This is a genomic window from Shinella sp. GW835-FHT14H05 (assembly GCF_058793575.1).
This window is the reverse complement of record NZ_JBXAFY010000001.1, coordinates 1,512,748-1,536,634: the sequence shown is the minus strand read 5'-3', so window position 1 is coordinate 1,536,634 and position 23,887 is coordinate 1,512,748. Positions and strand designations below refer to the sequence as shown.

23 protein-coding genes are annotated in these 23,887 nt (G+C 63.1%); 12 read left to right on the top strand and 11 right to left on the bottom strand.

Going from position 1 to position 23,887, the window contains the following annotated elements; translation table 11 throughout:
• The first annotated feature begins 221 nt into the window (after nucleotides 1-221).
• Nucleotides 222-749: a GNAT family N-acetyltransferase gene (locus AC1Q6Z_RS07450; RefSeq protein ID WP_492647268.1), complete on the top strand. Its 528-nt coding sequence runs from the start codon at nucleotides 222-224 to the stop codon at nucleotides 747-749.
• 186 nt (nucleotides 750-935) lie between these two features.
• Entirely contained in the window at nucleotides 936-1,358 is a 423-nt protein-coding gene (locus AC1Q6Z_RS07445) for a DUF4864 domain-containing protein (protein WP_435268474.1), read from the top strand.
• A 10-nt stretch (nucleotides 1,359-1,368) separates the two neighbouring features.
• Here the strand turns inward: AC1Q6Z_RS07445 and tgt are convergent, their stop codons facing one another.
• From tgt to coaD, 6 genes are all read right to left on the bottom strand, one after another.
• Nucleotides 1,369-2,499 carry a tRNA guanosine(34) transglycosylase Tgt gene (tgt, locus tag AC1Q6Z_RS07440; protein WP_492647221.1) on the bottom strand — a complete coding sequence of 377 codons (1,131 nt, stop codon included), beginning with the start codon at nucleotides 2,497-2,499 and terminating at the stop codon, nucleotides 1,369-1,371.
• A complete protein-coding gene (gene queA / locus AC1Q6Z_RS07435; protein ID WP_492647220.1) occupies nucleotides 2,496-3,557 on the bottom strand; it encodes a tRNA preQ1(34) S-adenosylmethionine ribosyltransferase-isomerase QueA in 1,062 nt (353 codons plus the stop codon). The genes tgt and queA overlap by 4 nt, the downstream gene beginning before the upstream one ends.
• Nucleotides 3,558-3,565: 8 nt before the next feature.
• The gene (locus AC1Q6Z_RS07430; protein WP_256115915.1) at nucleotides 3,566-4,015 is read right to left on the bottom strand and encodes a DMT family transporter; all 450 of its coding nucleotides are present in this window, start codon (nucleotides 4,013-4,015) and stop codon (nucleotides 3,566-3,568) included.
• Nucleotides 4,016-4,093: 78 nt separating this feature from the next.
• Nucleotides 4,094-4,609, bottom strand: coding sequence for a peptidylprolyl isomerase (locus AC1Q6Z_RS07425; RefSeq protein WP_492647219.1), 516 nt, complete (start codon nucleotides 4,607-4,609; stop codon nucleotides 4,094-4,096).
• An 81-nt stretch (nucleotides 4,610-4,690) separates the two neighbouring features.
• Nucleotides 4,691-5,251: a peptidylprolyl isomerase gene (locus AC1Q6Z_RS07420; protein ID WP_256115917.1), complete on the bottom strand. Its 561-nt coding sequence runs from the start codon at nucleotides 5,249-5,251 to the stop codon at nucleotides 4,691-4,693.
• A 33-nt stretch (nucleotides 5,252-5,284) separates the two neighbouring features.
• Nucleotides 5,285-5,776, bottom strand: a complete 492-nt coding sequence (coaD, locus tag AC1Q6Z_RS07415; RefSeq protein WP_256115918.1) for a pantetheine-phosphate adenylyltransferase — start codon at nucleotides 5,774-5,776, stop codon at nucleotides 5,285-5,287.
• Nucleotides 5,777-6,024: 248 nt separating this feature from the next.
• Here coaD and AC1Q6Z_RS07410 point away from each other — a divergent pair, with 248 nt between their 5' ends.
• Nucleotides 6,025-6,150 (top strand): hypothetical protein, encoded by a 126-nt coding sequence (locus tag AC1Q6Z_RS07410; protein ID WP_256115919.1) that lies wholly within the window; start codon nucleotides 6,025-6,027, stop codon nucleotides 6,148-6,150.
• A 9-nt stretch (nucleotides 6,151-6,159) separates the two neighbouring features.
• Nucleotides 6,160-6,306: a hypothetical protein gene (locus tag AC1Q6Z_RS07405; protein ID WP_319323734.1), complete on the top strand. Its 147-nt coding sequence runs from the start codon at nucleotides 6,160-6,162 to the stop codon at nucleotides 6,304-6,306.
• 165 nt (nucleotides 6,307-6,471) lie between these two features.
• Here the strand turns inward: AC1Q6Z_RS07405 and gyrA are convergent, their stop codons facing one another.
• Nucleotides 6,472-9,258, bottom strand: a complete 2,787-nt coding sequence (gyrA, locus tag AC1Q6Z_RS07400) for a DNA gyrase subunit A (protein WP_439628377.1) — start codon at nucleotides 9,256-9,258, stop codon at nucleotides 6,472-6,474.
• 238 nt (nucleotides 9,259-9,496) lie between these two features.
• On the opposite strand from gyrA, the gene AC1Q6Z_RS07395 reads away from it, so the two are divergent.
• Nucleotides 9,497-10,126 carry a MarC family protein gene (locus AC1Q6Z_RS07395; RefSeq protein ID WP_256115922.1) on the top strand — a complete coding sequence of 210 codons (630 nt, stop codon included), beginning with the start codon at nucleotides 9,497-9,499 and terminating at the stop codon, nucleotides 10,124-10,126.
• Nucleotides 10,127-10,188: 62 nt separating this feature from the next.
• Nucleotides 10,189-11,943, top strand: a complete 1,755-nt coding sequence (locus tag AC1Q6Z_RS07390; RefSeq protein WP_492647218.1) for a hypothetical protein — start codon at nucleotides 10,189-10,191, stop codon at nucleotides 11,941-11,943.
• A 79-nt stretch (nucleotides 11,944-12,022) separates the two neighbouring features.
• On the opposite strand, the gene AC1Q6Z_RS07385 is transcribed toward AC1Q6Z_RS07390, so the two are convergent.
• The gene (locus AC1Q6Z_RS07385; RefSeq protein WP_256115924.1) at nucleotides 12,023-12,547 is read right to left on the bottom strand and encodes a single-stranded DNA-binding protein; all 525 of its coding nucleotides are present in this window, start codon (nucleotides 12,545-12,547) and stop codon (nucleotides 12,023-12,025) included.
• 286 nt (nucleotides 12,548-12,833) lie between these two features.
• On the opposite strand from AC1Q6Z_RS07385, the gene uvrA reads away from it, so the two are divergent.
• The 3 genes from uvrA to AC1Q6Z_RS07370 are packed head-to-tail and all read left to right on the top strand — an operon-like array spanning nucleotide 12,834 to nucleotide 17,220.
• Complete coding sequence (gene uvrA / locus AC1Q6Z_RS07380; RefSeq protein WP_256115925.1) at nucleotides 12,834-15,752, top strand: excinuclease ABC subunit UvrA; 2,919 nt, start codon at nucleotides 12,834-12,836, stop codon at nucleotides 15,750-15,752.
• 3 nt (nucleotides 15,753-15,755) lie between these two features.
• Nucleotides 15,756-16,379 (top strand): glutathione S-transferase family protein, encoded by a 624-nt coding sequence (locus tag AC1Q6Z_RS07375; RefSeq protein ID WP_492647217.1) that lies wholly within the window; start codon nucleotides 15,756-15,758, stop codon nucleotides 16,377-16,379.
• 37 nt (nucleotides 16,380-16,416) lie between these two features.
• Nucleotides 16,417-17,220, top strand: a complete 804-nt coding sequence (locus AC1Q6Z_RS07370; protein ID WP_435268482.1) for a DUF72 domain-containing protein — start codon at nucleotides 16,417-16,419, stop codon at nucleotides 17,218-17,220.
• 83 nt (nucleotides 17,221-17,303) lie between these two features.
• Here AC1Q6Z_RS07370 and AC1Q6Z_RS07365 read toward each other — a convergent pair whose 3' ends face one another.
• Nucleotides 17,304-18,791 (bottom strand): NAD(P)H-hydrate dehydratase, encoded by a 1,488-nt coding sequence (locus AC1Q6Z_RS07365; RefSeq protein ID WP_492647216.1) that lies wholly within the window; start codon nucleotides 18,789-18,791, stop codon nucleotides 17,304-17,306.
• Between the two features lie 363 nt (nucleotides 18,792-19,154).
• On the opposite strand from AC1Q6Z_RS07365, the gene AC1Q6Z_RS07360 reads away from it, so the two are divergent.
• Both AC1Q6Z_RS07360 and glnA read left to right on the top strand, forming a co-directional pair.
• Nucleotides 19,155-19,493 (top strand): P-II family nitrogen regulator, encoded by a 339-nt coding sequence (locus AC1Q6Z_RS07360; protein WP_003515720.1) that lies wholly within the window; start codon nucleotides 19,155-19,157, stop codon nucleotides 19,491-19,493.
• A 60-nt stretch (nucleotides 19,494-19,553) separates the two neighbouring features.
• Nucleotides 19,554-20,963, top strand: coding sequence for a type I glutamate--ammonia ligase (gene glnA, locus AC1Q6Z_RS07355; protein ID WP_256115929.1), 1,410 nt, complete (start codon nucleotides 19,554-19,556; stop codon nucleotides 20,961-20,963).
• A 95-nt stretch (nucleotides 20,964-21,058) separates the two neighbouring features.
• Here glnA and AC1Q6Z_RS07350 read toward each other — a convergent pair whose 3' ends face one another.
• Both AC1Q6Z_RS07350 and AC1Q6Z_RS07345 read right to left on the bottom strand, forming a co-directional pair.
• Nucleotides 21,059-22,093, bottom strand: coding sequence for a TAXI family TRAP transporter solute-binding subunit (locus tag AC1Q6Z_RS07350; protein ID WP_435268484.1), 1,035 nt, complete (start codon nucleotides 22,091-22,093; stop codon nucleotides 21,059-21,061).
• Between the two features lie 43 nt (nucleotides 22,094-22,136).
• Entirely contained in the window at nucleotides 22,137-23,333 is a 1,197-nt protein-coding gene (locus AC1Q6Z_RS07345) for a hypothetical protein (protein WP_492647215.1), read from the bottom strand.
• A 155-nt stretch (nucleotides 23,334-23,488) separates the two neighbouring features.
• Between AC1Q6Z_RS07345 and hspQ the strand changes: the two genes are divergently transcribed.
• On the top strand, nucleotides 23,489-23,821 hold the full coding sequence (hspQ, locus tag AC1Q6Z_RS07340) for a heat shock protein HspQ (RefSeq protein ID WP_256115932.1): 333 nt from the start codon (nucleotides 23,489-23,491) through the stop codon (nucleotides 23,819-23,821).
• Nucleotides 23,822-23,887 lie beyond the last annotated feature (66 nt).

The following is a 23,887-nucleotide window of genomic DNA, read 5'->3' as shown; positions in this document are numbered from 1 at the left end:
TGGTCGGTGTGCCGTGTGGTGACCAGTCGGACATTTCTACTTTGCAAACCGTCGGACATTCCAACTCATCCGCCACAATGGGTGAGGTCTTCTGGCAGCCCACCATGCCCGCTCCCAGGCCACAATCCCACGTTTCAGATGTCGACTATCCCACGCGTTCGAGAGTAGATTGCCGTCAGATTCGGCGCGCCACCCTTCAGCTTTTTCACCGCGATATTCAGATGCCCGACATCCCTCTGCTCGAAACCGATCGCCTCGTCTTGCGCGGCTTTCAAATTGACGACCTCGACGCGACGGCGGCGATGTGGGCCATGCCGGAGGTCGTGCGCTACATTGGCGGAACGCCCTTGTCGCGCGAGCAGTCCTGGGCCCGCATGCTACGCCATATCGGCATGTGGAGCGTCATGGGTTTCGGGTTCTGGGCGATCACGGACAAGCTCTCCGGCCAACTCATCGGAGAAGCCGGGTTCCATGAGATGCGCAGAGCCTTCACGCCCAGCATCGAGAACACCATGGAAGCCGGCTGGGGACTGATCCCCGACGTCCAGGGCCGCGGCTATGCCAGCGAGGCCCTTGACGCGATGTGGTCCTGGGCGAAGGCGAACAAGTCTGGCGTTCCTGTGACTTGCATCATCGACGCGCAGAATGCGGCCTCCATACGCCTTGCCGAGCGGCACGGATTCCGGGCGTTTGCTCGGTCAACATATCAGGGGTCCGAAATCGTGGTCTTTCACAAGGAAAGCTCTTAAAAGCTGTCCTGCCCGCGCCATCACGAATTAGTGATATTATATATCTACTTTAAGTAATAATACTATTATATTGCTTTTAAAAGAAAAACTATAAAGAATCTCCACGAAAAGCATCCGCGCGCATCGCATGCGGCTCTTTGCAAGTTCCCGTGCTACTCTAGCTTTCGCCGAAAAGGAGTGTGCGCCATGAAATTGCCTGCCGCCGTGTTCCTTTGCGTTTCCCTCTGTCTCCTTCCGCTGGAAGCCGTGCGGGCCGACGAGCCTGTCGATACGGCGCAGACCGTTATCCAGAGCCAGATCACCGCCTTCCTGAACGACGATGCCAAGACGGCCTATTCCTTCGCCTCGCCGACCATCCGGGGAAAATTCCCGAGCGAAGACGTTTTCTTCGACATGGTGAAGAAGGGTTATGCGCCGGTCTATCGGCCGGGCAATTTCGCCTTCGGCCGTTCCAAGGTGACCGGCGACATGGTGGTGCAGGAAGTGCTGATCTCCGCGCCGGATGGCAAGGACTGGACGGCGCTCTACCAGGTCGTGAAGCAGCCGGACGGCAGCTACAAGATCAATGGCGTGCACATGGTGCGTTCGGCGCCGGGGCCGGAAATCTAAGCCTGAAGCATCAGAGCGGGGCGATGTCGCCCCTCGCCCAGCCTTCCTGCGTCTCCGCCATGAAATCGGCGAAGCGGCCTTCCTCGATCGCCTTGCGTATGCCGGCCATCAGGTCCTGGTAATAGGCAAGGTTGTTCCAGGTCAGAAGCATGCCGCCGAGCGATTCATTGGCGCGCACGAGATGGTGCAGGTAAGCGCGCGAATAGTTGCGGGCGGCCGGGCAGTTCGATTCTTCGTCGAGCGGGCGCATGTCTTCGGCATGGCGGGCGTTGCGCAGGTTGATGCGGCCGCGGCGGGTGAAGGCCAGGCCGTGGCGGCCGGAGCGGGTCGGCATCACGCAATCGAACATGTCGATACCCCGGGCAACCGATTTCAGCATGTCGTCCGGCGTGCCGACGCCCATCAGGTAACGCGGCTTCTCGGTCGGCAGATGGGGCACGGTCGTCTCGATCATGTCGAGCATCACCTCCTGCGGCTCGCCCACCGCCAGGCCGCCGATGGCGTAGCCCTTGAGGCCTAGGCCGGACAACGCGTCTGCCGACCGCACGCGCAACTCGGGGATATCACCGCCCTGCACGATGCCGAACATCGCCTTGCCGGGCTGGTCGCCGAAGGCCACCTTGCAGCGCTCGGCCCAGCGCAGCGACATTTCCATGGCGCGTTCGATTTCCTTGGGCGACGCGGGCAGCGCCACGCACTCGTCGAGCTGCATCTGGATATCGCTGCCGAGCAGGCCCTGGATCTCGATCGATCGTTCCGGCGACATATGGTGCAGCGCGCCGTCGACATGGCTCTTGAAGGTCACGCCCTGCTCGTCGAGCTTGCGCAGGCCCGAGAGCGACATGACCTGGAAACCGCCACTGTCGGTGAGGATCGGATATTGCCAGCGGATGAGTTCGTGCAGCCCGCCGAGGCGCGCGACGCGCTCGGCGCCGGGGCGCAGCATCAGGTGGTATGTGTTGCCGAGGATGATGTCGGCGCCGAGGTCGCGCACCTGGTCGAGATACATCGCCTTGACGGTGCCCGCCGTGCCGACGGGCATGAAGGCCGGCGTGCGGATCGTGCCGCGCGGCATGGAGACCTCGCCGCGCCGCGCCTTGCCATCGGTGGCCAGCAGTCTGAACTCAAAGTTTTCGGTCATCGGTCGTTCCGGAAAAGCAGGCTGGAGTCGCCGTAGGAATAGAAGCGGTAGCCAATCGTGATCGCATGCGCATAGGCGCCGCGCATCGTCTCCAGGCCGGAAAAGGCGGAGACGAGCATGAACAGCGTCGACTTCGGCAGGTGGAAGTTGGTCATCAGCATGTCGGCGGTGCGAAAACGGTAGCCGGGCGTGATGAAGATGCCCGTGGCACCGGACCACGGCTTGATCGTGCCGTCCGCGTGCGCCGCACTTTCGAGGAGGCGCAGCGACGTGGTGCCGACGGAGACGATGCGCCCGCCCCTCGCCCTGACAGCGTTGAGCGCGTCGGCCGTCTCTTGCGAGACGTACCCGATCTCCTCGTGCATGACGTGCTCGGTCGTGTCGTCGGCTTTGACAGGCAGGAAGGTTCCGGCGCCGACATGCAGCGTCACGAAATGGCGTTCGACGCCGAGCGCATCGAGCTTTTCGAAGAGCGCGTCGGTGAAGTGGAGGCCGGCGGTGGGAGCGGCGACGGCGCCCTCCTCGCGGGCATAGATCGTCTGGTAGTCGCGGCGGTCCGCCTCGTCGTCCTCGCGCTTGGAGGCGATGTAGGGCGGTAGCGGGATATGGCCGACGGTGGCGATAGCGCGGTCGAGTTCGGGGCCGGAGGCCTCGAAATGCAGGGTGATATCGCCGCCCTCGCCCTTCGCCTCGACGATCGCCGCAAGACTGTCGCCGAATGTGATGCGGTCGCCCAGCTTGATGCGTTTTCCGGGCTTGGCAAAAGCCTTCCAGCGGTCGGCGGCGATGCGCATGTGCAGCGTCGCGGACACTTTCTGGCCGCCGGCGCCGTCGCGGTGGCGAGTGCCTTCGAGCTGGGCGGGAATGACGCGCGTGTCGTTGAAGACCAGCGCGTCGCCGGCCCTGAGCAGCGACGGGAGATCGCCGACGGTGCGGTCCTCGTAGGGGGCTTCGTTTGCCGGGCGCACGACGAGCAGCCGTGCGGCCTCGCGCGGGCTGACCGGGCGCAGCGCGATGTTGTCTTCCGGCAGATCGAAATCGAAGAGGTCGACGCGCATGGCAGGCCTCAGTACAAACGGATCATCAGCGCGCCGACGACGAGCAGCATGGCGCCCGCGATGCGGCCGACGGACAATTCCCGCACCGCCATGCCGAGAAAGCCGATGCGGTCGAGCAGGATGCCGGCGAGAAGCTGGCCCGAGACGGCAAAGGCCATGACGGCGGCCGCCCCGATGCGCGGCGTCAGGAAGATCGCGGTCGTGACATAGACCGTGCCGAGCGCGCCGCCGGCGACATAGAGCCAGAAGGCTGGGCCGCGCCAATCCGGCGCCCGGCCCTCGAAGGACGAGGTGGCCAGCACCACGATGGCAAGGATGAGCGCGCCGGAAAGGAACGATACGCAGGCCGCCGCAACCGGCATGCCGAGCCCGCGGCCGAGCAGCGCATTGATCGGAGCCTGGATAGCGATGCACGCGCCGGCCGCAATGCCGAGCAGCGCCCAGAGAAAAGCAGCCATATCGGGTGTCTCTTGAAAAGCGCACAAAGAAAAACCGCGCCCGCCGGGGCGAGCGCGGTCGAAATCGATCGTTGTCTATCAGGCGGCCGCGTCGGCGGCAACCTTCATCGAGACGATGGTATCGGGATCGCGCACGGGCTCGCCGCGCTTGATCTTGTCGATATTGTCCATGCCCTCGATGACCTGGCCCCAGACGGAGTATTGCTTGTTGAGCCAGGGAGCATCCGTGAAGCAGATGAAGAACTGCGCGTTGGCGGAGTTCGGCATCTGGCTGCGGGCCATCGAGCACGTGCCGCGAACGTGGTTCGTGTTGGAGAATTCGGCCTTCAGGTCCGGCTTTTCCGAGCCGCCCATGCCGGCGCGGGCCGGGTTGAAGTCCTTGCCACCGGTCTTGCCGTACTGCACGTCGCCGGTCTGCGCCATGAAGTCCTCGATGACGCGGTGGAACACGACGCCGTCATAGGCGCCTTCGCGCGTCAGTTCCTTGATGCGCGCGACATGTCCCGGAGCGAGATCCGGAAGAAGCTGGATGACCACCTTGCCCTTGGTGGTTTCCATAATGATGGTGTTTTCCGGATCCTTGATCTCGGCCATGGTCTTTCTCCTTCAAAAGCGTGTTGCGCAAAAGTGTGAAGCGATTTTGCGATTACAACAGGCAGAAAATAAAAGGTGGGATTATTTGCCGACCGTAACCTTGACCATGCGGTCAGGGTCGGTCACGGAACCGTTGTTGGCGTCGTCGCCGCGCTTGATCTTGTCGACGTTTTCCATGCCCGAGACCACCTTGCCAACGACCGTATACTGGCCGTTCAGGAAGTCGCCGGGCGCGAACATGATGAAGAACTGCGAGTTGGCGGAGTTCGGGTCCTGCGACCGCGCCATGCCGACCGTGCCGCGCTCGAAGGGCACGTTGGAGAATTCCGCCGGCAGGTCCGCCTGGCTGGAGCCGCCCGTGCCGGCCGCCTGCGCCTGGTAGCCGTCAGCCAGATCGCCGTACTGCACGTCGCCGGTCTGCGCCATGAAGCCTTCGATCACGCGGTGGAAGGCGACGTTGTCGTATTCACCGGCGGCGGCGAGCGCCTTCATGCGCTCGACATGCTTCGGCGCGACCTGCGAATTGAGTTCGATGACGACCGGGCCGTCCTTCAGCTGGATCGTGAGGAAATCGGCGGCCTGGGCAAGGGTGGCGCCTGCGAGGAAAAGGGCTCCTGCAAAGGCGAGACGAAGGATTTTCATGATAGCTCCCTTGAGAGTTCAGGGTGATTGCGCTCAGCCCTTGCGGGCTTTCAGAGCCTGGAAGACGGGCACCGGCACGAAGGCACTGACATCGCCGCCCATGGCCGCGATCTGGCGGACCAATGTGGCGGTAATGGGCCGCGAGGCAACGCCAGCCGGCAGAAAGATCGTCTGCACGTCCGGCGCCATCTGGCGGTTCATGCCGGCCATCTGCATTTCATAATCGAGATCGGTGCCGTCGCGCAGGCCCCGGATCAACAGGTGCGCACCATGCGTGCGGGCCGCATCGACGACGAGGTTCGAAAAGGAAACAACACTGACATCCCCTGCCCGCGCCGGCATCGCCTCGGTGATCGACTGGCGGATGAGGTCCGAGCGCTCCTCGAAGGAGAAGATCGGCGTCTTGCCGGGGTGGATGCCGATCGCGACGATGACCTTGGGCGCCACGTTCAGCGCCTGCACCAGCACGTCGATATGGCCGTTCGTGATCGGATCGAAAGAGCCAGGGTAGAAGGCGACTGTCATCGGCAGGGTCCCGTTTGCCGCCTTTTGTCACGGACCGCCCGTTTTCGCAAGGGCGCAGCCCGTCGCATCCCGAACTGTCCCCTGCAAGAACGTGAACCCGGTATGAATGGCCCGTTCAAGACCATTTCAGGCACGGCATGTCTAAATGACAGCATCGGGGTCTGGAACAAAGGTCGCGCTCGCGCATTCTCCAGACCGAACACAGCGAAACAAGTAATGCGTTTCCTTAGGCTTGAAGGAACACAAAAATGGCACTCGCTCTACTCTGCATGACGATGTTCATCGCGCTGACAGCAGCGACGATCCACGCGCTGCGCGAAGAGGATCGCCCGGCCGCCGATAAGCTCGCCGCTCGCGGCAAGTGGCTGCGCTGAGGATCTGTGATGGCTGCGCTCACAATCCTTTCCACCATCTTCATCGCCACCGTCTTCACCTTCGATTTTGCCCGCACCATCCATGAACTCAAACGGGATCGTGCGGAAATGAAGGCGGTAAAGGTGAAAACAGAAGCAGGCGGCTTTGGCGTCTAGCACGCCCCCCTATAGCGCCCGCGCGTTCGACGCGCAAATGACGCCCTAGCACGTATGTCGCCGTAAGCGGGTGGCCTTCCCTCCGGGCCGCCCGCACCAAATGAAAAGCCGGACGGTCGTTCCCTGCCCGTCCGGCTTTTCCATTTCTACAAGGATGCGAGGGGCTTACTCCTCGCTGGGTGCGGCCGCATCCCCCGCATCGATCTCGCCTTCGACCTCGACATCCACCGCTTCCACATCATCCTCGCCTTCCGGCTCGCTGATGCGCTCGACCGACACCACCTTCTCGTCCTTGGCGGTCGAGAAGATCGTGACGCCCTTCGTCGCGCGGCTGGCGATGCGAATGCCGTCGACCGGTACGCGGATCAGCTGGCCGCCGTCGGAGACGAGCATGAGCTGGTCCTTGTCCTCGACCGGGAAGGCGGCGACGAGTTCGCCGATCTCGTTGGTCTTCGACGTGTCCGTGGCGCGAATGCCCTTGCCGCCGCGGCCGGAGGTGCGGAAGTCGTAGGAGGACGACCGCTTGCCGAAACCCTTCTGCGAGATGGTCAGCACGAACTGTTCCCGGGCGCGGAGCTCCTGGTAGCGCTCTTCCGGAAGATCGCCGACCTCGCCGACATCCTCGCCGACCAGCGCAATATCCTCCTCGTCGACACCGCTCGCGCGGCGTTCGGCTGCGGAGCGCTTCAGATAGGCGGCGCGTTCCCACGGCTCGGCATTCACATGGCTGACGATCGTCATGGAGATGATCCGGTCGCCGGCGCCCAGCGAGATGCCGCGCACACCGACCGAATTGCGGCCGGCGAAGACGCGCACATCATCGACCGGGAAGCGGATGCACTGGCCGAGCGCGGTCGTCAGCAGCACGTCGTCGTTCTCGGTGCAGGTCTCGACGTTGAGGATCTCGTCGCCCTCTTCCTCGAGTTTCATCGCGATCTTGCCGTTGCGGTTGACCTGGACGAAGTCCGACAGCTTGTTGCGGCGAACCGTGCCGCGGGTCGTCGTGAACATCACGTCGAGGTTTTCCCACGTCGTTTCGTCCTCGGGCAGCGGCATGATGGTCGTGATGCGTTCGCCGGATTCGATCGGCAGCATGTTGATGAGCGCCTTGCCCTTCGACTGCGGCGTGCCGATCGGCAGGCGCCAGACCTTCTCCTTGTAGACGATGCCACGCGAGGAGAAGAACAGCACCGGCGTATGCGTGTTGGCGACGAAGAGGCGGGTCGCGAAATCCTCGTCCTTCATGGCCATGCCGGAGCGGCCCTTGCCGCCGCGGCGCTGCGCACGGTAGGTGGCGAGCGGCACGCGCTTGACGTAGCCGGCATGCGATACCGTGACGACCATGTCCTCGCGGGCGATGAGATCCTCGTCGTCCATGTCCGGACCGCCTTCGAGGATCTCGGTACGGCGCGGCGTGCCGAACTCGTCGCGCACGGAGGCGAGCTCGTTCTTGACGATGTCCATCATGCGCACGCGCGACGACAGGATATCGAGGTAGTCCTTGATCTCCTCGCCGATCTTGTTGAGTTCCTCGTCGATTTCCTCGCGGCCAAGCGCCGTCAGGCGGGCAAGGCGCAGTTCGAGGATCGCGCGGGCCTGCTCTTCCGAGAGGTTGTAGGTGAGGTCCTCGTTGATGCGGTGGCGCGGGTCGTCGATGAGCTTGATCAGCACGTCGACGTCCTTAGCCGGCCAGCGGCGCTCCATCAGCTGCTCGCGCGCCGTCTGCGGATCCGGCGCGCGGCGGATGAGGCCAATCACCTCGTCGATATTGGCGACGGCGATGGCGAGACCCACCAAGACATGGGCGCGGTCGCGCGCCTTGCGCAGCAGGTATTTCGTGCGGCGGCTGACGACTTCCTCGCGGAAGGAGACGAAGGCGCGCAACATGTCGAGCAGCGTCATCAGCTCCGGCTTGCCGCCGTTCAGCGCCACCATGTTGCAGCCGAAGGAGGTCTGCAGCGGCGTGTAGCGATAAAGCTGGTTCAGGATGACCTCGGCATTGGCATCGCGCTTCAGCTCGATGACGACGCGGTAGCCCTGGCGGTCGGATTCGTCGCGAAGGTCCGAAATGCCCTCTATGCGCTTGTCGCGCACCAGTTCGGCCATCTTCTCGATCATCGAGGACTTGTTCACCTGGAAGGGAACTTCCGTGACGATGATCTGCTCGCGGTCGCCGCGCATCGGCTCGATATGGGCGCGGCCGCGCATGATGACGGAGCCGCGGCCGGTCTCGTAGGCCTGGCGGATGCCGGCGCGGCCGAGGATCAGTGCGCCTGTCGGGAAGTCCGGCCCGGGAATGTGCTGCATCAGGTCGAGCAGTTCGATCGCCGGATTGTCGATCAGCGCGATACAGCCATTGATGACTTCGGAGAGGTTGTGCGGCGGAATGTTCGTCGCCATGCCGACAGCGATGCCGCCTGCCCCGTTGACCAGCAGGTTCGGGAACTTTGCCGGCACGACGACCGGCTCGCTCATCGTGCCGTCGTAGTTGTCGCGGAAGTTGACGGTTTCCTTGTCGAGGTCGTCGAGCAGCGAATGCGCTGCCTTTTCCAGGCGGCATTCCGTGTAACGCTGGGCTGCCGGCGGGTCGCCGTCGATGGAGCCGAAGTTGCCCTGGCCGTCGATCAGCGGCAGGCGGAGCGACCAGTCCTGCGCCATGCGGGCAAGCGCGTCGTAGATCGCCGAGTCGCCGTGCGGATGGTATTTACCCATCACGTCACCGGTGACGCGGGCCGACTTCACGTATTTCTTGTTCCAGTCGACGCCCATCTCGCTCATCGAGTAGAGGATACGCCGGTGCACGGGCTTCAGGCCGTCGCGCACATCGGGCAGCGCGCGGGACACGATTACGCTCATGGCGTAGTCGAGATACGACCGCTGCATTTCCTCGATGATGGAAATAGGCTCAATGCCGGGTGGGTTTTTGCCGCCGGGTGTCGATTGCTCTGTCAATTTTGATCACGATCGTTGTTCAGAATCAGTCTTGTTTTATAGCCTACCGGCGCCTGCCGCGCCAATTTTGCAGAGGGTTTTGAACAGGCTTTTGCGAGGTAAATCCGGTAATTTGCGCATTTTCGTGGCATCGCCGTCGCAAGGCCGCGACCACCCTTCCCTTGCGGGCCGCCCTCACCTAACAATAGGCCCACAAGGCCGGGAAAATCGGCCGCGAAACGGCGAGGGGAACGCCTTCATGCTCACTGTCGATCTTCTGGTCAATGCGATCACGACCCTGCTCGTGACCATCGACCCGCCGGGTCTCGCGCCGATCTTTCTGGGGCTGACCGTCGGCATGACGCGGCCGCAGCGCAAGCAGGTGGCGCTGCGCGGATCGCTCATCGCCTTCTGCATCCTCGCCGTCTTCGCACTGACGGGCGCCGGCGTGCTGTCGCTGCTCGGCATCTCGATCGGCGCCTTCCGCATCGCGGGCGGCCTGCTGCTCTTCTGGATCGCCTTCGAGATGATCTTCGAGCGCCGCAACGAGCGCAAGGAAAAGACCAGCGAAGTGGCGATCACCCGCGATCACATCCACAATATCGCCGTCTTCCCGCTGGCACTGCCGCTGATTGCCGGCCCCGGCGCCATTTCCGCGACGATCCTGCTCTCCGGCTCCTTCCCCTCCGCGCTCGAACGCACGGCACTCATCGGCGTGCTGGCGCTCTGCCTCGTCATCCTCTTCCTGTCCCTCGTCATCGCCGAACGCATCGACCGGTTCCTCGGCGCAACCGGCCGCGCGATCCTCACGCGCCTCCTCGGCGTGATCCTGGCGGCGCTGGCGGTGCAGTTCGTGGTGGACGGCGTGAAATCGGCCTTTGCCGGGTAAAAGCCAGCCTGGCTCAAGCGTCGCTGCCTAGCGTTGCGGCAACTTGAACCAGGGCCCTCCATATGATTCGCGCACCCCATGTGAATGCGTCTCCCATCACGATCGACCAGCTGACCTCCAGAACGTTCACCTTCCGTGCGGAGCCGAGGGGCGAGGAGATCAGCGACCGGTTCATCTTCCAGAAAAACGGCTTCATCGCCGGCTACAGCCATCCCAACGAATCCTTCTGGCGGCTGAACGGCGAGACGGTGGAAATCGTCGACAAGCTCGGCAAGGCGACCTGCGTCATGCTTCCGGTGGCCGATGGCACCGGCCGGCTGGCCTTCTCCGGCAATTTCCTCAATCCGAACGGGGATTATGCCAAGACCGAGATTCTTCACACGCTGGAAGAAAACGCCTCCGACCTCCACACGCATATCCAGAGCTTCGACCTCTTCGATACGCTGGTCGCGCGCCGCTGCAACGATCCCTTGCAGGTCTTCCGCGCCGTCGAGGCGAAATGCGGCATTGCCGGCTTTGCGACGCGGCGCCATGCGGTCGAGATGGCCATGTTCGGCCGCCGTACCTACGGCCTGGACGACATCTACGCCGCCCTCGTCGCCGAAGCGACCCTGACGGAGGCGCAGGCCGAAAGCACGCGCCTGCTGGAGCTCGAAGAAGAGTGGGAGATGCTCTTCCCGATCCAGGAGGTCGTCGCTCGCGTCGATGCCCACGACATCATCATCTCCGACATGTACCTGCCCTACGCCTTCGTCAGCCGCATCCTCAAGGAGAAATGCGGCCTGGACAACAAGCTCTACCTCAGCAACTACGGCAAGCACCACCGCGTTATCTGGCCGAGCATCCTTGCGGAACACACGATCCGCACGCATTTCGGCGACAACATCCACGCGGATATCGTCGGCGCCGCCGCCGCCGGCATCAACCCGACGCTGGTCAGCATCTCCAAATGGGACCGCACGGAAGAGATTTTGCACAGCGCGGGCCTTGCGCCCTACGCCCATGCGCTGCGGGAAACGCGGCTCAAGACCTTCCATCGCGACCCCGCCATCCACAACGTGCTGAAGGCGCAGGCGGCGGTCAACATTCCGCTCATGGTCGTCGGCGCCTTCTGGGCGCTGCATTGCGCTGAGCGTTTCGGCGCGGACAAGATCCTCGCGGCGTCGCGCGACTGCAACCTGTGGCACCAGATGCTGGCCTCCACCCATTTCGCCCGCGCCGGCATGCCGCCCGTGTCCTATTTCCAGGTGTCGCGTACGCTGTGCTACGACAAATCGACCGAATATGAAGCCTATCTGCGCGGTCGCCTCGGCGGGCGGACCCTGCTGATCGACGTCGTGGGAACCGGCAATTCGCTGACCCATCTCATCGATCGCCTGGAGCTCCAGGACAGACTGCGGCCCAGCATCCTGGTGACCGACCCGACCGTTTCGCCGGACGAAACTAAATACGATACCCTGGTGCGGCGGGATTTCTTCCAGTACCGCGTGTTCCTGGAAGGCCTGAACGCCTCGCTCGACGGCTCGGCCGTCGCCGCACATGCCGAGAACGGCTCGGTGACGATCACCGCCCAGCCGAACGAATTCGACGTCGACATGCACCAGGCGATCAACGCCTCTCGCGCCGTCTTCGAGCAGTTCCTGGTGAGCCTTGAGCGCTTCACGCCGCCGCGCGAAAAGCCGGCGCCCGCCATGCTGCAGGCGGCAGGGGAAGCCCTGATCGAACTCCTGCCGGCCCACGCGCCAAAACTGCAGACGATCCATCGCGAGCAACTGAGCAATCTCGCGCGGGGAAGCCTGCGCAACGTCGCAAGCTAAAAAACGCGAACGGCGGCTTTGGGTCTGCCCCAAAGCCGCCGTCATCATCTATCCGGTGTTCCCGGAACGGCCAGCGTTCTCAGAACGGAATATCGTCATCCATGTCGCGCGAGAGCGGCGAACCGCTCGAACGGTTGCCGCCGGAAGCGCCGCTGCCACTGCCGCCGCCTGAAGACGGGCGCGAACCGTAGTCGTCGTAGCTCTGCGCGCCGCCGAAGTCGCTGCCGCCCCGGCTTGCGCCGCCGCCTTCACCGCGACCGTCCAGCATGGTCAGCGTCGAGTTGAAGCCCTGCAGCACGATTTCCGTCGAATAGCGGTCGTTGCCGGTCTGGTCCTGCCACTTGCGGGTCTGCAACGCACCCTCGATATAGAGCTTGGCGCCCTTCTTCACATATTGTTCGATGACCTTGCAGAGCGGCTCGCTGAAGACGACGACCGTGTGCCATTCGGTCTTCTCGCGGCGCTCGCCGCTGTTGCGGTCCTTCCAGGATTCGGAGGTGGCGATGCGCAGGTTGGCGATCGGCCGACCGTCCTGCGTGCGCCGGATTTCTGGGTCCGCCCCGACGTTCCCGATCAAGATCACCTTGTTGACGCTTCCAGCCATACCCGTCTTTCCCGTTTCGCTCCGGGCCTCGGCCCGGCATCACTTCACACCATGAATGCGGCATCTTACCGGCTGTCGTCCGCCAGCGCCGCCCCGCATAAGTGGTAATCCACAGATCAATTGCGAATTTTTGTTCTTTTTTTGTTCTAATAATTCCCTACACTCTTGTCAACCGAATCGGAAACGGGCACGGAATCTTCTGATCGCGCATGGACAGGCCCAAACCTATCCCTACATAGGGGCCAACCCCTATTAGAACGCGCAACGACTTCTGACGCTGGATACCATGAGCGAACTCAAGACAATTTCCATCCGCGGCGCACGCGAACACAATCTCAAGGGCATCGATCTCGACCTGCCCCGCAACAAGCTGATCGTCATGACCGGGCTTTCGGGCTCCGGAAAGTCGTCGCTCGCCTTCGACACGATCTATGCCGAGGGCCAGCGCCGCTATGTCGAGAGCCTCTCGGCCTATGCGCGCCAGTTCCTGGAGATGATGCAGAAGCCGGATGTCGACCAGATCGACGGCCTGTCGCCCGCCATTTCCATCGAGCAGAAGACGACCTCGAAGAACCCGCGTTCGACCGTCGGCACGGTCACCGAGATCTACGACTACATGCGCCTTCTGTTTGCGCGCGTCGGCATTCCCTATTCGCCGGCGACGGGCCTGCCGATCGAGAGCCAGACGGTCAGCCAGATGGTCGACCGCGTGCTGGAATTCGGCGAAGGCACACGCCTTTACATCCTCGCGCCCGTCGTGCGCGGCCGCAAGGGCGAGTACAAAAAAGAACTCGCCGAGCTGATGAAGAAGGGCTTCCAGCGCGTCAAGGTCGACGGCCAGTTCTACGAGATCGCTGACGTGCCGGCGCTCGACAAGAAGTACAAACACGATATCGACGTGGTGGTCGACCGCGTCGTCGTGCGGCCGGACCTCGCCGCGCGTCTGGCGGACAGTCTCGAAACCAGCCTCAAGCTCGCTGACGGCCTTGCGATCGCGGAATTCGCCGACAAGCCGCTGCCGGTCGAGGAGACGTCCGCCGGCGGCTCCGCCAACAAGTCGCTGAACGAAACGCATGAGCGCGTTCTGTTTTCCGAAAAGTTCGCCTGCCCGGTTTCCGGCTTCACCATCTCGGAAATCGAGCCGCGGCTCTTCTCCTTCAACAACCCCTTCGGCGCCTGCCCGACCTGCGACGGCCTCGGCAGCCAGCAGAAGATCGACCCGGACCTCATCGTGCCGGAAACGGAGCGCACGCTGCGCGACGGCGCCGTGGCACCCTGGGCAAAATCCTCCTCGCCCTATTACAACCAGACGCTGGAAGCACTCGGCGCCGCCTATGGCTTCAAGCTCTCCAACCGCTGGTCGGAACTGTCGGAAGAGGCGCAGGACGCCATCCTGCACGGCACGAAGGAGAAGATCGAGTTCAACTACAAGGACGGCGCGCGCTCCTACAAGACGGTAAAGACCTTCGAAGGCATCGTGCCGAACCTCGAGCGCCGCTGGAAGGAAACGGATTCCGCCTGGTCGCGCGAAGAGATCGAACGCTACATGTCCGCCGCCCCCTGCCCGGCCTGCAACGGGTTTCGCCTGAAGCCCGAGGCGCTGGCGGTAAAGATCAACAAGCTGCATATCGGCGAAGTGACGCAGATGTCGATCCGCGTCGCGCGCGACTGGTTCGATGTGCTGCCGGAAAACCTGAACACCAAGCAGAACGAAATTGCTGTCCGCATCCTCAAGGAGATCCGCGAGCGCCTGCGCTTCCTCAACGATGTCGGCCTCGAATATCTCTCGCTCTCGCGCAATTCCGGCACGCTGTCCGGCGGCGAAAGCCAGCGCATCCGGCTCGCCTCGCAGATCGGTTCGGGCCTGACGGGCGTGCTCTACGTGCTGGACGAGCCCTCGATCGGCCTGCACCAGCGCGACAATGCCCGCCTGCTCGATACGCTGCGTCATCTGCGCGATATCGGTAACACCGTCATCGTCGTCGAACATGATGAGGACGCGATCCTGACGGCGGACTATGTGGTCGATATCGGCCCGGCCGCCGGCATCCATGGCGGCGAGGTCATCGCCCAGGGCACGCCTGAGCAGGTGATCGCCAACCCCGCCTCGCTGACCGGCAAATATCTCTCCGGCGAGCTCTCGGTCGCCATTCCGGGCGAGCGCCGCAAGCCGAAGAAGAAAAAGGAAATCAAGGTCGTCGGCGCGAAGGCCAACAACCTGAAGAATGTCACGGCCGCCATTCCGCTCGGCGTCTTCACGGCGGTCACAGGCGTTTCCGGCGGCGGCAAGTCGACCTTCCTGATCGAGACGCTCTACAAATCGGCCGCACGCCGCATCATGGGCGCGCGCGAAATCCCGGCCGAACACGAGCGCATCGACGGTTTCGAATTCATCGACAAGGTCATCGATATCGACCAGTCGCCGATCGGCCGTACGCCGCGCTCCAACCCCGCCACCTATACCGGCGCCTTCACGCCGATCCGCGACTGGTTTTCCGGCCTGCCGGAGGCGAAGGCGCGCGGCTACCAGCCGGGCCGCTTCTCCTTCAACGTCAAGGGCGGGCGCTGCGAGGCCTGCCAGGGCGACGGCGTCATCAAGATCGAGATGCACTTCCTGCCCGACGTCTACGTCACCTGCGACGTCTGCCACGGCAAGCGCTACAACCGCGAGACGCTCGACGTGACCTTCAAGGGCAAGTCGATCGCCGACGTGCTGGACATGACGGTGGAGGAAGGCGTCGAGTTCTTCGCAGCCGTTCCCGCCGTGCGCGACAAGCTCGTCACGCTGAACCAGGTCGGTCTCGGCTATATCAAGGTCGGCCAGCAGGCGAACACGCTGTCCGGCGGCGAGGCGCAACGCGTCAAACTCGCCAAGGAGCTTTCGAAGCGATCGACCGGCCGCACGCTCTACATCCTCGACGAACCGACCACCGGCCTGCACTTCCATGACGTGGCAAAGCTTCTGGAAGTGCTGCACGAACTGGTAAACCAGGGCAATTCGGTGGTGGTCATCGAGCACAATCTGGAAGTCATCAAGACCGCGGACTGGGTCATCGACTTCGGCCCCGAGGGCGGCGACGGTGGCGGCGAGGTGATCGCGGAAGGCACGCCGGAGGATATCGTCAAGGTGAAGCGCTCCTATACCGGCCATTTCCTCAAGGAACTGCTGGAGCGCCGGCCGATGAAAAAGGCGGCGGCGGAGTAACGGATGATCCTGATCGGCCAGTACGACTCGTCCTATGTGCGCCGCGTGGGAATCGCCCTGCGGCTCTACGGCTTGCCGTTCGAGCACCGGCCCTGGTCGGTGTTCAGCGAAGGAGAGAAGGTGCAGGCGCTCAACCCGCTGATGCGCGTGCCGACGCTGGTGCTCGACGACGGCGACGTGGTGGCCGACAGCAACTCGATCCTCGACCATCTCGACAGCCTCGTGCCGCCGGAAAAACGCCTACTGCCGCAGGCCGGGCCGGAGCGGCGGCAAGTGCTGAAGATCATGACCTTCGCCACGGGTTTTGCCGACAAGGGGGTCAGCCTGTTCTACGAAATGCATCTGCACGAAGCGCCGTCCGCCTATTTCGTCGAACGCTGCCGCTCGCAGATCGCCACCGTGCTCGCCGCACTGGAGGCTGAGCGTGCGGCGCGGCCGGGCGATTTCTGGTTCGGCCGCATCACGCATGCCGACATCGCCGTCGCCTGCGCCTGGCGGCATGTGAGCGAGGCACATCCCGGCCTCATCGATCCGGCGGCCTATCCAGCGCTTTCCGCCCATTGCGCCGGCATGGAGGCCCTGCCGGTGTTCCAGGAAATTTCGCAAGCCTTCATCGCGCCCGCTTGAGGCGCGTCGCCGTCCCGTTTGTCGAGGAGAGCATGACATGAGCACATCCGGCACCATTCGCACCGGCATCGGCGGCTGGACCTTCGATCCGTGGGAAGGCACCTTCTATCCGGAAAAGCTGACGAAGAAGCGGCAGCTCGAATTCGCCAGCCGTGAACTGAGGGCGATCGAGGTCAACGGCACCTATTACGGCTCGCAAAAGCCGGAAACCTTCGCCAAATGGGCCTCCGAAGTGCCGGACGGTTTTATCTTCTCGCTGAAGGCCAGCCGCTTCACGACCAACCGCAAGGTGCTGGCCGACGGCAGCGAATCCGTCGAAAAGTTCCTGACCCAGGGGCTAACCGAACTCGGCGATCATCTCGGCCCGATCCTCTGGCAATTCCCCCCGACGAAGAAATTCGAGCCGGAGGATTTCGAGGGCTTTTTGAAGCTCCTGCCGGAAAAGCTGGACGGCCTTACGCTGAAACATGCCTTGGAAGTGCGCAACGACACGTTCCTGGTGCCGGAATTCGCAGCCCTTGCCCGCAAGTACAAGACGGCGATCGTCTATGCGCAGCACGAGGACTATCCGGAGATCGCCGACGTGACGGCCGATTTCGTCTATGCGCGCCTGCAAAAAGGCTCCGACGACATCAAGACCTGTTATCCGCCAAAGGCGCTCGACGAATGGGCGGCAAGGCTGAAGGAATGGGCCTCCGGCGGCGAGCCGGACGATCTGCCGAAGATCGACCCAGACACCAAGCCCGCCAAGAAAGCCCGCGACGTCTTCGCCTTCTTCATCACCTCCGGTAAGGTGAACGCACCAAACGGCGCGCGTGAACTTCAGAAGCTAACCGGCTGAGGTTTTTGCGTAATTTCATGTAGGCGGCGGCTTGATCGGTCCCGGTCGGAAAATTCGAGTCTTCTCGACCGCACCAAAAACCCTCAAGCAACCGGCCAAGGTTGAATGGCGCCGGGCAAATCCTCCGCCGTCAGCCCCTCGCCGGCAATGCGGCCGGCTTCGCCGTGGCGCCAGACGGCGCTGGCGGCGGCTTCGAAGGGGGGCATGCCCTGGGTCAGGTGCGCACCGACCATGCCGGCGAGCACGTCGCCGGAACCGGCGGTTGCCAGCCAGGGCGGCGCGTTTTCGTTGACGAGCGTGCGGCCGTCCGGTGCAGCGATCACGGTGTCGGCGCCCTTGAGGATGACGGCGCCATTGCTGCGGCTCGCCGCCTTTTGGGCGCGTTCGATCTTCGACAGGGTCTTGTCCGCGGCGAGATCCGGAAAAAGCCGGGCGAACTCTCCGTCATGTGGGGTCAGCACGAGCCTGGGCCGCCCGCCAGCGAAGAGGGAGAAGAGGACGGTCGGATCGTCGCGGAAGGCGCTGATGCTGTCGGCGTCCAGCACGAGGTGGCGATCCCGTTCTGCAAGCAGTTTTACATAGGCGCTTGTCTTTTCGGCATCGCCGAAGCCGGGGCCGAGCACGAAGGTTTTCAGGCGCTCGTCGTCGAGCAATGCGGCGAGATCGGCCTCGTTGTCGATGGCCTTCAGCATCACCGCCGTCAGGTGCGCGGCGTTGGCCGGCAACGAATCATGGGGCGAGAGCAGCGTGACGAGGCCTGCGCCGGCGCGAAGGCCGGCCATGGCGGAGAGACGCGCAGCACCGGTTGCCGTCGCCGGGCCGGAGAAGACGGCCAGGTGACCACGGACATATTTGTGTGTGGCGCCGGTCTGCGGCGGCAAAGCGAGGCGCCAGATCGCAGGCGTGTTCACGCGCATATGGTCGGCATGCCGGGCAAGGATGCGCGCGGGAATGCCGATATCGAAGACCTCCAGCGCGCCGGCCAGGGTTTTGCCGGGCAAGAGCAGGTGGCCGGGCTTGCGGCACATGAAGGTGACGGTGGCGGCGGCATCGAAGGCCGCGCCCCTCACCTGCCCCGTCCGGCCATCGACACCGGATGGCAGGTCCACCGCCAGCACGGGAAGCACGGCCCTGCGGACCGCCTCGATGGTTTTTGCGACCTCGTCCGGCACGTCGCGCGCCAGGCCGGCGCCGAAGAGCGCGTCGATCACCACGTCACCAGGCTGGGGCGCGTAGCTCGAGAGCGGCGCGACCGGGCCGTGGAAGCCCGCGAAGGCGGTTGCGGCATCGCCTTTCAGGGCGCCAGTGTCTCCAAGAGCGTGGGCCGCGATGCAAGCGCCTGCCTCCTGCAAGGCGCGCGCCGCGACATAGCCATCGCCGCCGTTATTGCCAGGGCCGCAGAGCACGGCGAAACGCAAAGCGCCGGGAAAACGGCGAAGCGCCATCGCGGCAACCGCCTGGCCCGCCCGCTCCATCAGGCCGTAGCTCGAAAGGCCCGAGGCGGCGGCGGCCTGGTCGATATGGCCCATATCGGCGGGCGTGATGATGAGCGTGTCGATTTCCTGGTGCATGCTCCACCATGCCCGCAAAGGCATGATCGAGACAAGCGGCACGCTCGATGCGGTGTAAAGCCTATTTTTTCATCACATGCATATTCGATATGCTCAAATTTGCAGCTTCGCGCCCCGAGATGGCAAGACATGCCCCTCACGCGGGCTGGGCGGCACAGAAAGTGACAAATTTTAGGCAGAATTCGCTAGCCCTTTTGCCCGGAAAGCCGCATCATCCCGGCGTGATGACGAGCGGGATCACGAAAGAAACGGATTTCATCCGATTTGGCAGACATTCCGCATCAAGTTGGCATGCTACGTGCATTTGAAGTGGTCAGCAGGCGCAATCCTGCGCAAACGGGAGAAGCGGAGAGACATTTTCTCATGAAAAAGATCGAAGCGATCATCAAGCCTTTCAAGCTCGATGAGGTGAAGGAAGCCCTTCAGGAAGTTGGCCTGCAGGGGATTACCGTCACCGAGGCGAAAGGCTTTGGACGCCAAAAGGGGCACACGGAACTTTACCGTGGCGCCGAATACGTCGTCGATTTTCTGCCCAAGGTGAAGGTCGAAGTCGTGCTGGCGGACGAAAACGCGGAGGCCGTCATCGAGGCCATCCGCAATGCGGCCCAGACCGGCCGTATCGGCGATGGCAAGATCTTTGTCTCCAACGTCGAAGAAGTCATCCGCATCCGCACCGGTGAAACCGGCGTCGACGCCATCTAATCCCGCCTTGCCGTTCGGCCAAGGCTTCCACCTCGTCATCACACACAGGGACTATAAAAAATGACGACTGCCAATGATATCCTCAAGCAAATCAAGGAAAACGACGTCAAGTTCGTCGACCTGCGCTTTACCGATCCCAAGGGTAAGATGCATCACGTTACGATGGATGTCGGCGTCGTCGACGAAGACATGTTCGCCGATGGCGTCATGTTCGACGGCTCCTCGATCGGCGGCTGGAAGGCGATCAACGAGTCCGACATGGTGCTGATGCCGGATACGGCAACGGTTCACATGGACCCGTTCTTCGCGCAGTCCACCATGGTCATCATGTGCGACATCCTCGACCCGGTCTCGGGCGAATCCTACAACCGCGACCCGCGCGGCACGGCCAAGAAGGCTGAAGCCTACCTCAAGGCCTCGGGCATCGGCGACACGGTCTATGCCGGCCCGGAACCGGAATTCTTCGTGTTCGACGACGTCAAGTACAAGGCCGATCCGTACAACACGGGCTTCAAGCTCGACTCGTCCGAACTGCCGTCGAACGACGACACCGACTACGAAACCGGCAACCTCGGCCATCGCCCGCGCGTCAAGGGCGGCTACTTCCCGGTTCCCCCGGTCGATTCGTGCCAGGACATGCGTTCCGAAATGCTGACGGTGCTCACCGAGATGGGCGTCACCGTCGAAAAGCAGCACCATGAAGTGGCGGCCGCTCAGCACGAGCTCGGCGTCAAGTTCGACACGCTGGTTCGCAGCGCCGACAAGGTGCAGATCTACAAGTACGTCGTGCACCAGGTCGCCAATGCCTATGGCAAGACGGCTACTTTCATGCCGAAGCCGATCTTCGGCGACAACGGCTCGGGCATGCACGTCCACCTGTCGATCTGGAAGGACTCGAAGCCGCAGTTCGCCGGCGACGAATATGCCGGCCTGTCGGAATCCTGCCTCTACTTCATCGGCGGCATCATCAAGCATGCCAAGGCGATCAACGCCTTCACCAACCCGACGACGAACTCCTACAAGCGTCTCGTTCCGGGCTATGAAGCGCCGGTCCTGCTCGCCTACTCGGCCCGTAACCGTTCGGCTTCGTGCCGCATTCCGTTCGGAACCGGTCCGAAGTCCAAGCGCGTCGAAATCCGCTTCCCCGACCCGCTGGGCAACCCGTATCTCGGCTTCGCCTCGATGCTGATGGCCGGCCTCGACGGCATCAAGAACAAGATCCATCCCGGCAAGGCCATGGACAAGGATCTGTACGACCTGCCGCCGAAGGAACTGAAGAAGATCCCGACGGTCTGCGGCTCGCTCCGCGAAGCGCTGGAAAGCCTCGACAAGGATCGCAAGTTCCTCACCGCCGGCGGCGTGTTCGATGACGACCAGATCGATTCCTACATCGAACTGAAGATGGTCGAAGTCATGCGCTACGAAATGACGCCGCACCCGGTCGAGTTCGACATGTACTACTCCGCCTGATCGGCCCAGGAATTCCTCCCGTCCTCGGACGGGAGGGTTTTCAAATGAAAAACCCGGCCATTGGCCGGGTTTTTTGTTGCCGCATCGTCGAAAAATTACGGCTGAAGCCGCTGCTTGAGCAGGTTGAGATACTCTTCGTTACTGTCGTCGCCGCCGCTTGTGGAGGTTGCGGCACCCGCCTTGCAGGCGGGCTTGTAGTCGAGCGCCATGCCGGCCTTGACGCAGACGCCGACCTGCCAACCCGGCGGCAGCGCCGTCAGGTCCACCGTCTTCCATTTCGGATGGCCGGTCGTCTTCAGCTTGTCGAGCCCGGAAACGATGAGGTTGGAGAAATCCGCCACCGTCTTGCAGCTATCGCGATGATAGGCGTTGCGCTTGGTGTCGTAGTCATAGGTCATCATCACGGCCTTGACCGCGATCAGGTCGACCGGCTGGTCCTGGAACGCATAGGTGCCGGCATCGATGCGCGAGGGCGTGTAGGTCGCCAAAAGCGGCGCCTCGGTGATCGGCACGAGGTGGAATTTCGCCTTGTCGATCGTGTTGCCGGAGAAGAGCGATGCGGGGGCGCCGGCCACGTAGAAGAAGGCGTCGATTTCGCCGGAGAGCAGCTTCGGCAGCGCCTCCTCCGGGTTGATGTCCATGCGCTGGCCGGCCTTCACCTGCAGGATGTCCATGATCAGCGTGGCGGTGAGGAAGGTGCCGGAATCCTTCTTGCCGACGGCGACCTTTCGGCCGGCAAGATCCTTCATGCTGCCGATGTCCTTGCGGGCGAGCACGTGGATCTCTTCGTTGTAGAGCGGGAACATGATGCGCACGCCCTTCACCGCCTTCTGCACCTCGGGGTCGTTCGCCTCGAAGGTCTTCAGGTATTCGAGCACGTCGCTCTGCACGATGCCGAACTGCGTGTTGCGGCGGTTGCGCACGCCCACGAAATTTTCCAGCGAGCCGGCGCTTTCCACGACATTGAGCTTCAGACCGCATTCGGCGCCGAGGGCTGCGATGTCGCGGCCGACCTTGATATAGGTGCCCTGCGCGCCGCCGGTCATGATGTTGCGTTCGAATTCCTGTGCCGAGGCCCCGCCCACGAAAAGTGCAAGACCAAGGGCTGCCGCCAGAACGGATCGCTTCATCGAAAATCTCCTTCCCAAATCCGACGGTCGAGCCGGCGCATAATTAGCAATCGCTGTCGAGGTCACGCATCAGGTTGCGAAGCGCCAGCACCGGCACGCGCTTCAACGCGCTGTCGAGCGCCTTGGTCACGCATTCGCCGGAGATCAGCGTCTGTTCGAGCTGCTCGCGCTGAGTGCTGTTGAGGCGGTCGAGGCCGGGTGTGTTGTCGATCGCCAGCGCGACCAGCACCGCGCTGCGCGGATTGCGCACCTGCGTCGGCTTCTTGTTGTCGAGCACCGGATTGTCGCCACCGTCATCCGGCTTGCCCGGAACGGTGACCGAGCGCGCGGCAGTCTCAAGCGCGCTGATCCGCGACGTCAGGGACGCGTTGAGCGTTTTCAACTCCGCGATCTCTTTGTCCTTCCGGGCAATCTCGTCACGCAGCGCCGGCAGGTCGGTCGTCTCGATCGCATCCTTGGCGCGCTGCGCCGCTTCAAGTTCGCGGCGGAGTGCCGCTTCGGCCTCCTGGCGTTCCGCCTCGGCACTTTTCGTCGTGTTTTGCTCGCTGCGGGCCTCGGCCAGCGCCTTCTCCAGCCGGGCAACCTCGTCGCGCAACGCCGGCAGGTCGGTGGTCTGGATCGTGTCCTTGGCGCGCTGCGCCTCTTCGAGCTCACGGCGGAGCGCCGCTTCGGCCTCCTGGCGTTGCGCCTCGGCACCCTGTGTCGTGCTCTGCTGGCTGCGGGCCTCGGCCAGCGCCTTTTCCAGCCGGGCGATATCGTCCCTGCGCAGCGAAAGCTGGCGATCGCGATCGCGGACGGTTTCCTCCGCGCGCTTCTTCAGCGCCTCGGCATCGGCGACGAGTTGCGAGGCCAGTTCCAGCTGGTTCTTGAGTTCGGGCACTTCCTGGTTCAGCCGCACGTTTTCGGCCAGGGCCGCGGCGGCATCGGATGTGCCGGAATTCTTGCGCAGGGTCTCGATCTGGCGCTTGAGGGTGCCATTCTCCTCCGTGAGCGCCTGCGCCTTCTGGCTGCTGTCCTCGACCTGGGCGACGCGGGCATCGAGTTCCCGGGCGAGGTCGCTGATGCGCTGGTCGCGCTGTTCGATTTCGTTCGTGGGAACGGCGCCGTCCATCATCCGGAACGCGCCGTAGCCGCCGGCCGCCCCCAATGCCAGGCTCACCACCGAGGCAAACAGGATGCCGCCTATGCCGCCGCCGCTTGCCGCCGTTCCGCCACTGCTCCTGCCCCATTGATTGTTCATGCCATCCGACCCGCCTGAGACGTTGACTTTCGAGGTACGCTGAAACGGCTGGAGGCGCAAGCGCCGCAAGCCTCTGCATGAAGGACGTATGACGAGGTCTAACTATTGATGTTTTGGCGTAATTACCCAAATATGGGAAGAAAGGTAGGTACGCCATGAAGATGCGTAACGCAAAATTTGCCATCGGCGATATCGTCCGCCACCGGGTCTTCCCATTCCGTGGCGTGATCTTCGATGTCGACCCCGAATTCGCAAACACCGAAGAGTGGTGGAACGCCATTCCGGCTGAAATACGCCCGTCGCGCGATCAGCCCTTCTATCACCTGTTCGCGGAGAACGAGGATACGGAATACGTCGCCTATGTCTCCGAGCAGAACCTCGTGCCGGACGAAAGCGGCAAGCCGATCCGCCACCCGCAGGTCCGCGCGCTGATGGACGTGGAACAGGGGCATTATCGCTGGAAAGAGGAAAGCGGCATCTTCCACTAGCCGCTTGCGACCAGCATGAAAGCAATAAAAAACCCGGCCATTGGCCGGGTTTTTCGTGTCTGGCGA

Excerpts from the sequence above, each read along its gene's own strand:
- AC1Q6Z_RS07450 (WP_492647268.1), top strand. The coding sequence starts at position 222 with ATGCCCGACATCCCTCTGCTCGAAACCGATCGCCTCGTCTTGCGCGGC.
- AC1Q6Z_RS07445 (WP_435268474.1), top strand. The coding sequence starts at position 936 with ATGAAATTGCCTGCCGCCGTGTTCCTTTGCGTTTCCCTCTGTCTCCTT.
- tgt (WP_492647221.1), bottom strand. The coding sequence starts at position 2,499 with ATGACCGAAAACTTTGAGTTCAGACTGCTGGCCACCGATGGCAAGGCG.
- queA (WP_492647220.1), bottom strand. The coding sequence starts at position 3,557 with ATGCGCGTCGACCTCTTCGATTTCGATCTGCCGGAAGACAACATCGCG.
- AC1Q6Z_RS07430 (WP_256115915.1), bottom strand. The coding sequence starts at position 4,015 with ATGGCTGCTTTTCTCTGGGCGCTGCTCGGCATTGCGGCCGGCGCGTGC.
- AC1Q6Z_RS07425 (WP_492647219.1), bottom strand. The coding sequence starts at position 4,609 with ATGGCCGAGATCAAGGATCCGGAAAACACCATCATTATGGAAACCACC.
- AC1Q6Z_RS07420 (WP_256115917.1), bottom strand. The coding sequence starts at position 5,251 with ATGAAAATCCTTCGTCTCGCCTTTGCAGGAGCCCTTTTCCTCGCAGGC.
- coaD (WP_256115918.1), bottom strand. The coding sequence starts at position 5,776 with ATGACAGTCGCCTTCTACCCTGGCTCTTTCGATCCGATCACGAACGGC.
- AC1Q6Z_RS07410 (WP_256115919.1), top strand. The coding sequence starts at position 6,025 with ATGGCACTCGCTCTACTCTGCATGACGATGTTCATCGCGCTGACAGCA.
- AC1Q6Z_RS07405 (WP_319323734.1), top strand. The coding sequence starts at position 6,160 with ATGGCTGCGCTCACAATCCTTTCCACCATCTTCATCGCCACCGTCTTC.
- AC1Q6Z_RS07395 (WP_256115922.1), top strand. The coding sequence starts at position 9,497 with ATGCTCACTGTCGATCTTCTGGTCAATGCGATCACGACCCTGCTCGTG.
- AC1Q6Z_RS07390 (WP_492647218.1), top strand. The coding sequence starts at position 10,189 with ATGATTCGCGCACCCCATGTGAATGCGTCTCCCATCACGATCGACCAG.
- AC1Q6Z_RS07385 (WP_256115924.1), bottom strand. The coding sequence starts at position 12,547 with ATGGCTGGAAGCGTCAACAAGGTGATCTTGATCGGGAACGTCGGGGCG.
- uvrA (WP_256115925.1), top strand. The coding sequence starts at position 12,834 with ATGAGCGAACTCAAGACAATTTCCATCCGCGGCGCACGCGAACACAAT.
- AC1Q6Z_RS07375 (WP_492647217.1), top strand. The coding sequence starts at position 15,756 with ATGATCCTGATCGGCCAGTACGACTCGTCCTATGTGCGCCGCGTGGGA.
- AC1Q6Z_RS07370 (WP_435268482.1), top strand. The coding sequence starts at position 16,417 with ATGAGCACATCCGGCACCATTCGCACCGGCATCGGCGGCTGGACCTTC.
- AC1Q6Z_RS07365 (WP_492647216.1), bottom strand. The coding sequence starts at position 18,791 with ATGCACCAGGAAATCGACACGCTCATCATCACGCCCGCCGATATGGGC.
- AC1Q6Z_RS07360 (WP_003515720.1), top strand. The coding sequence starts at position 19,155 with ATGAAAAAGATCGAAGCGATCATCAAGCCTTTCAAGCTCGATGAGGTG.
- glnA (WP_256115929.1), top strand. The coding sequence starts at position 19,554 with ATGACGACTGCCAATGATATCCTCAAGCAAATCAAGGAAAACGACGTC.
- AC1Q6Z_RS07350 (WP_435268484.1), bottom strand. The coding sequence starts at position 22,093 with ATGAAGCGATCCGTTCTGGCGGCAGCCCTTGGTCTTGCACTTTTCGTG.
- AC1Q6Z_RS07345 (WP_492647215.1), bottom strand. The coding sequence starts at position 23,333 with ATGAACAATCAATGGGGCAGGAGCAGTGGCGGAACGGCGGCAAGCGGC.
- hspQ (WP_256115932.1), top strand. The coding sequence starts at position 23,489 with ATGAAGATGCGTAACGCAAAATTTGCCATCGGCGATATCGTCCGCCAC.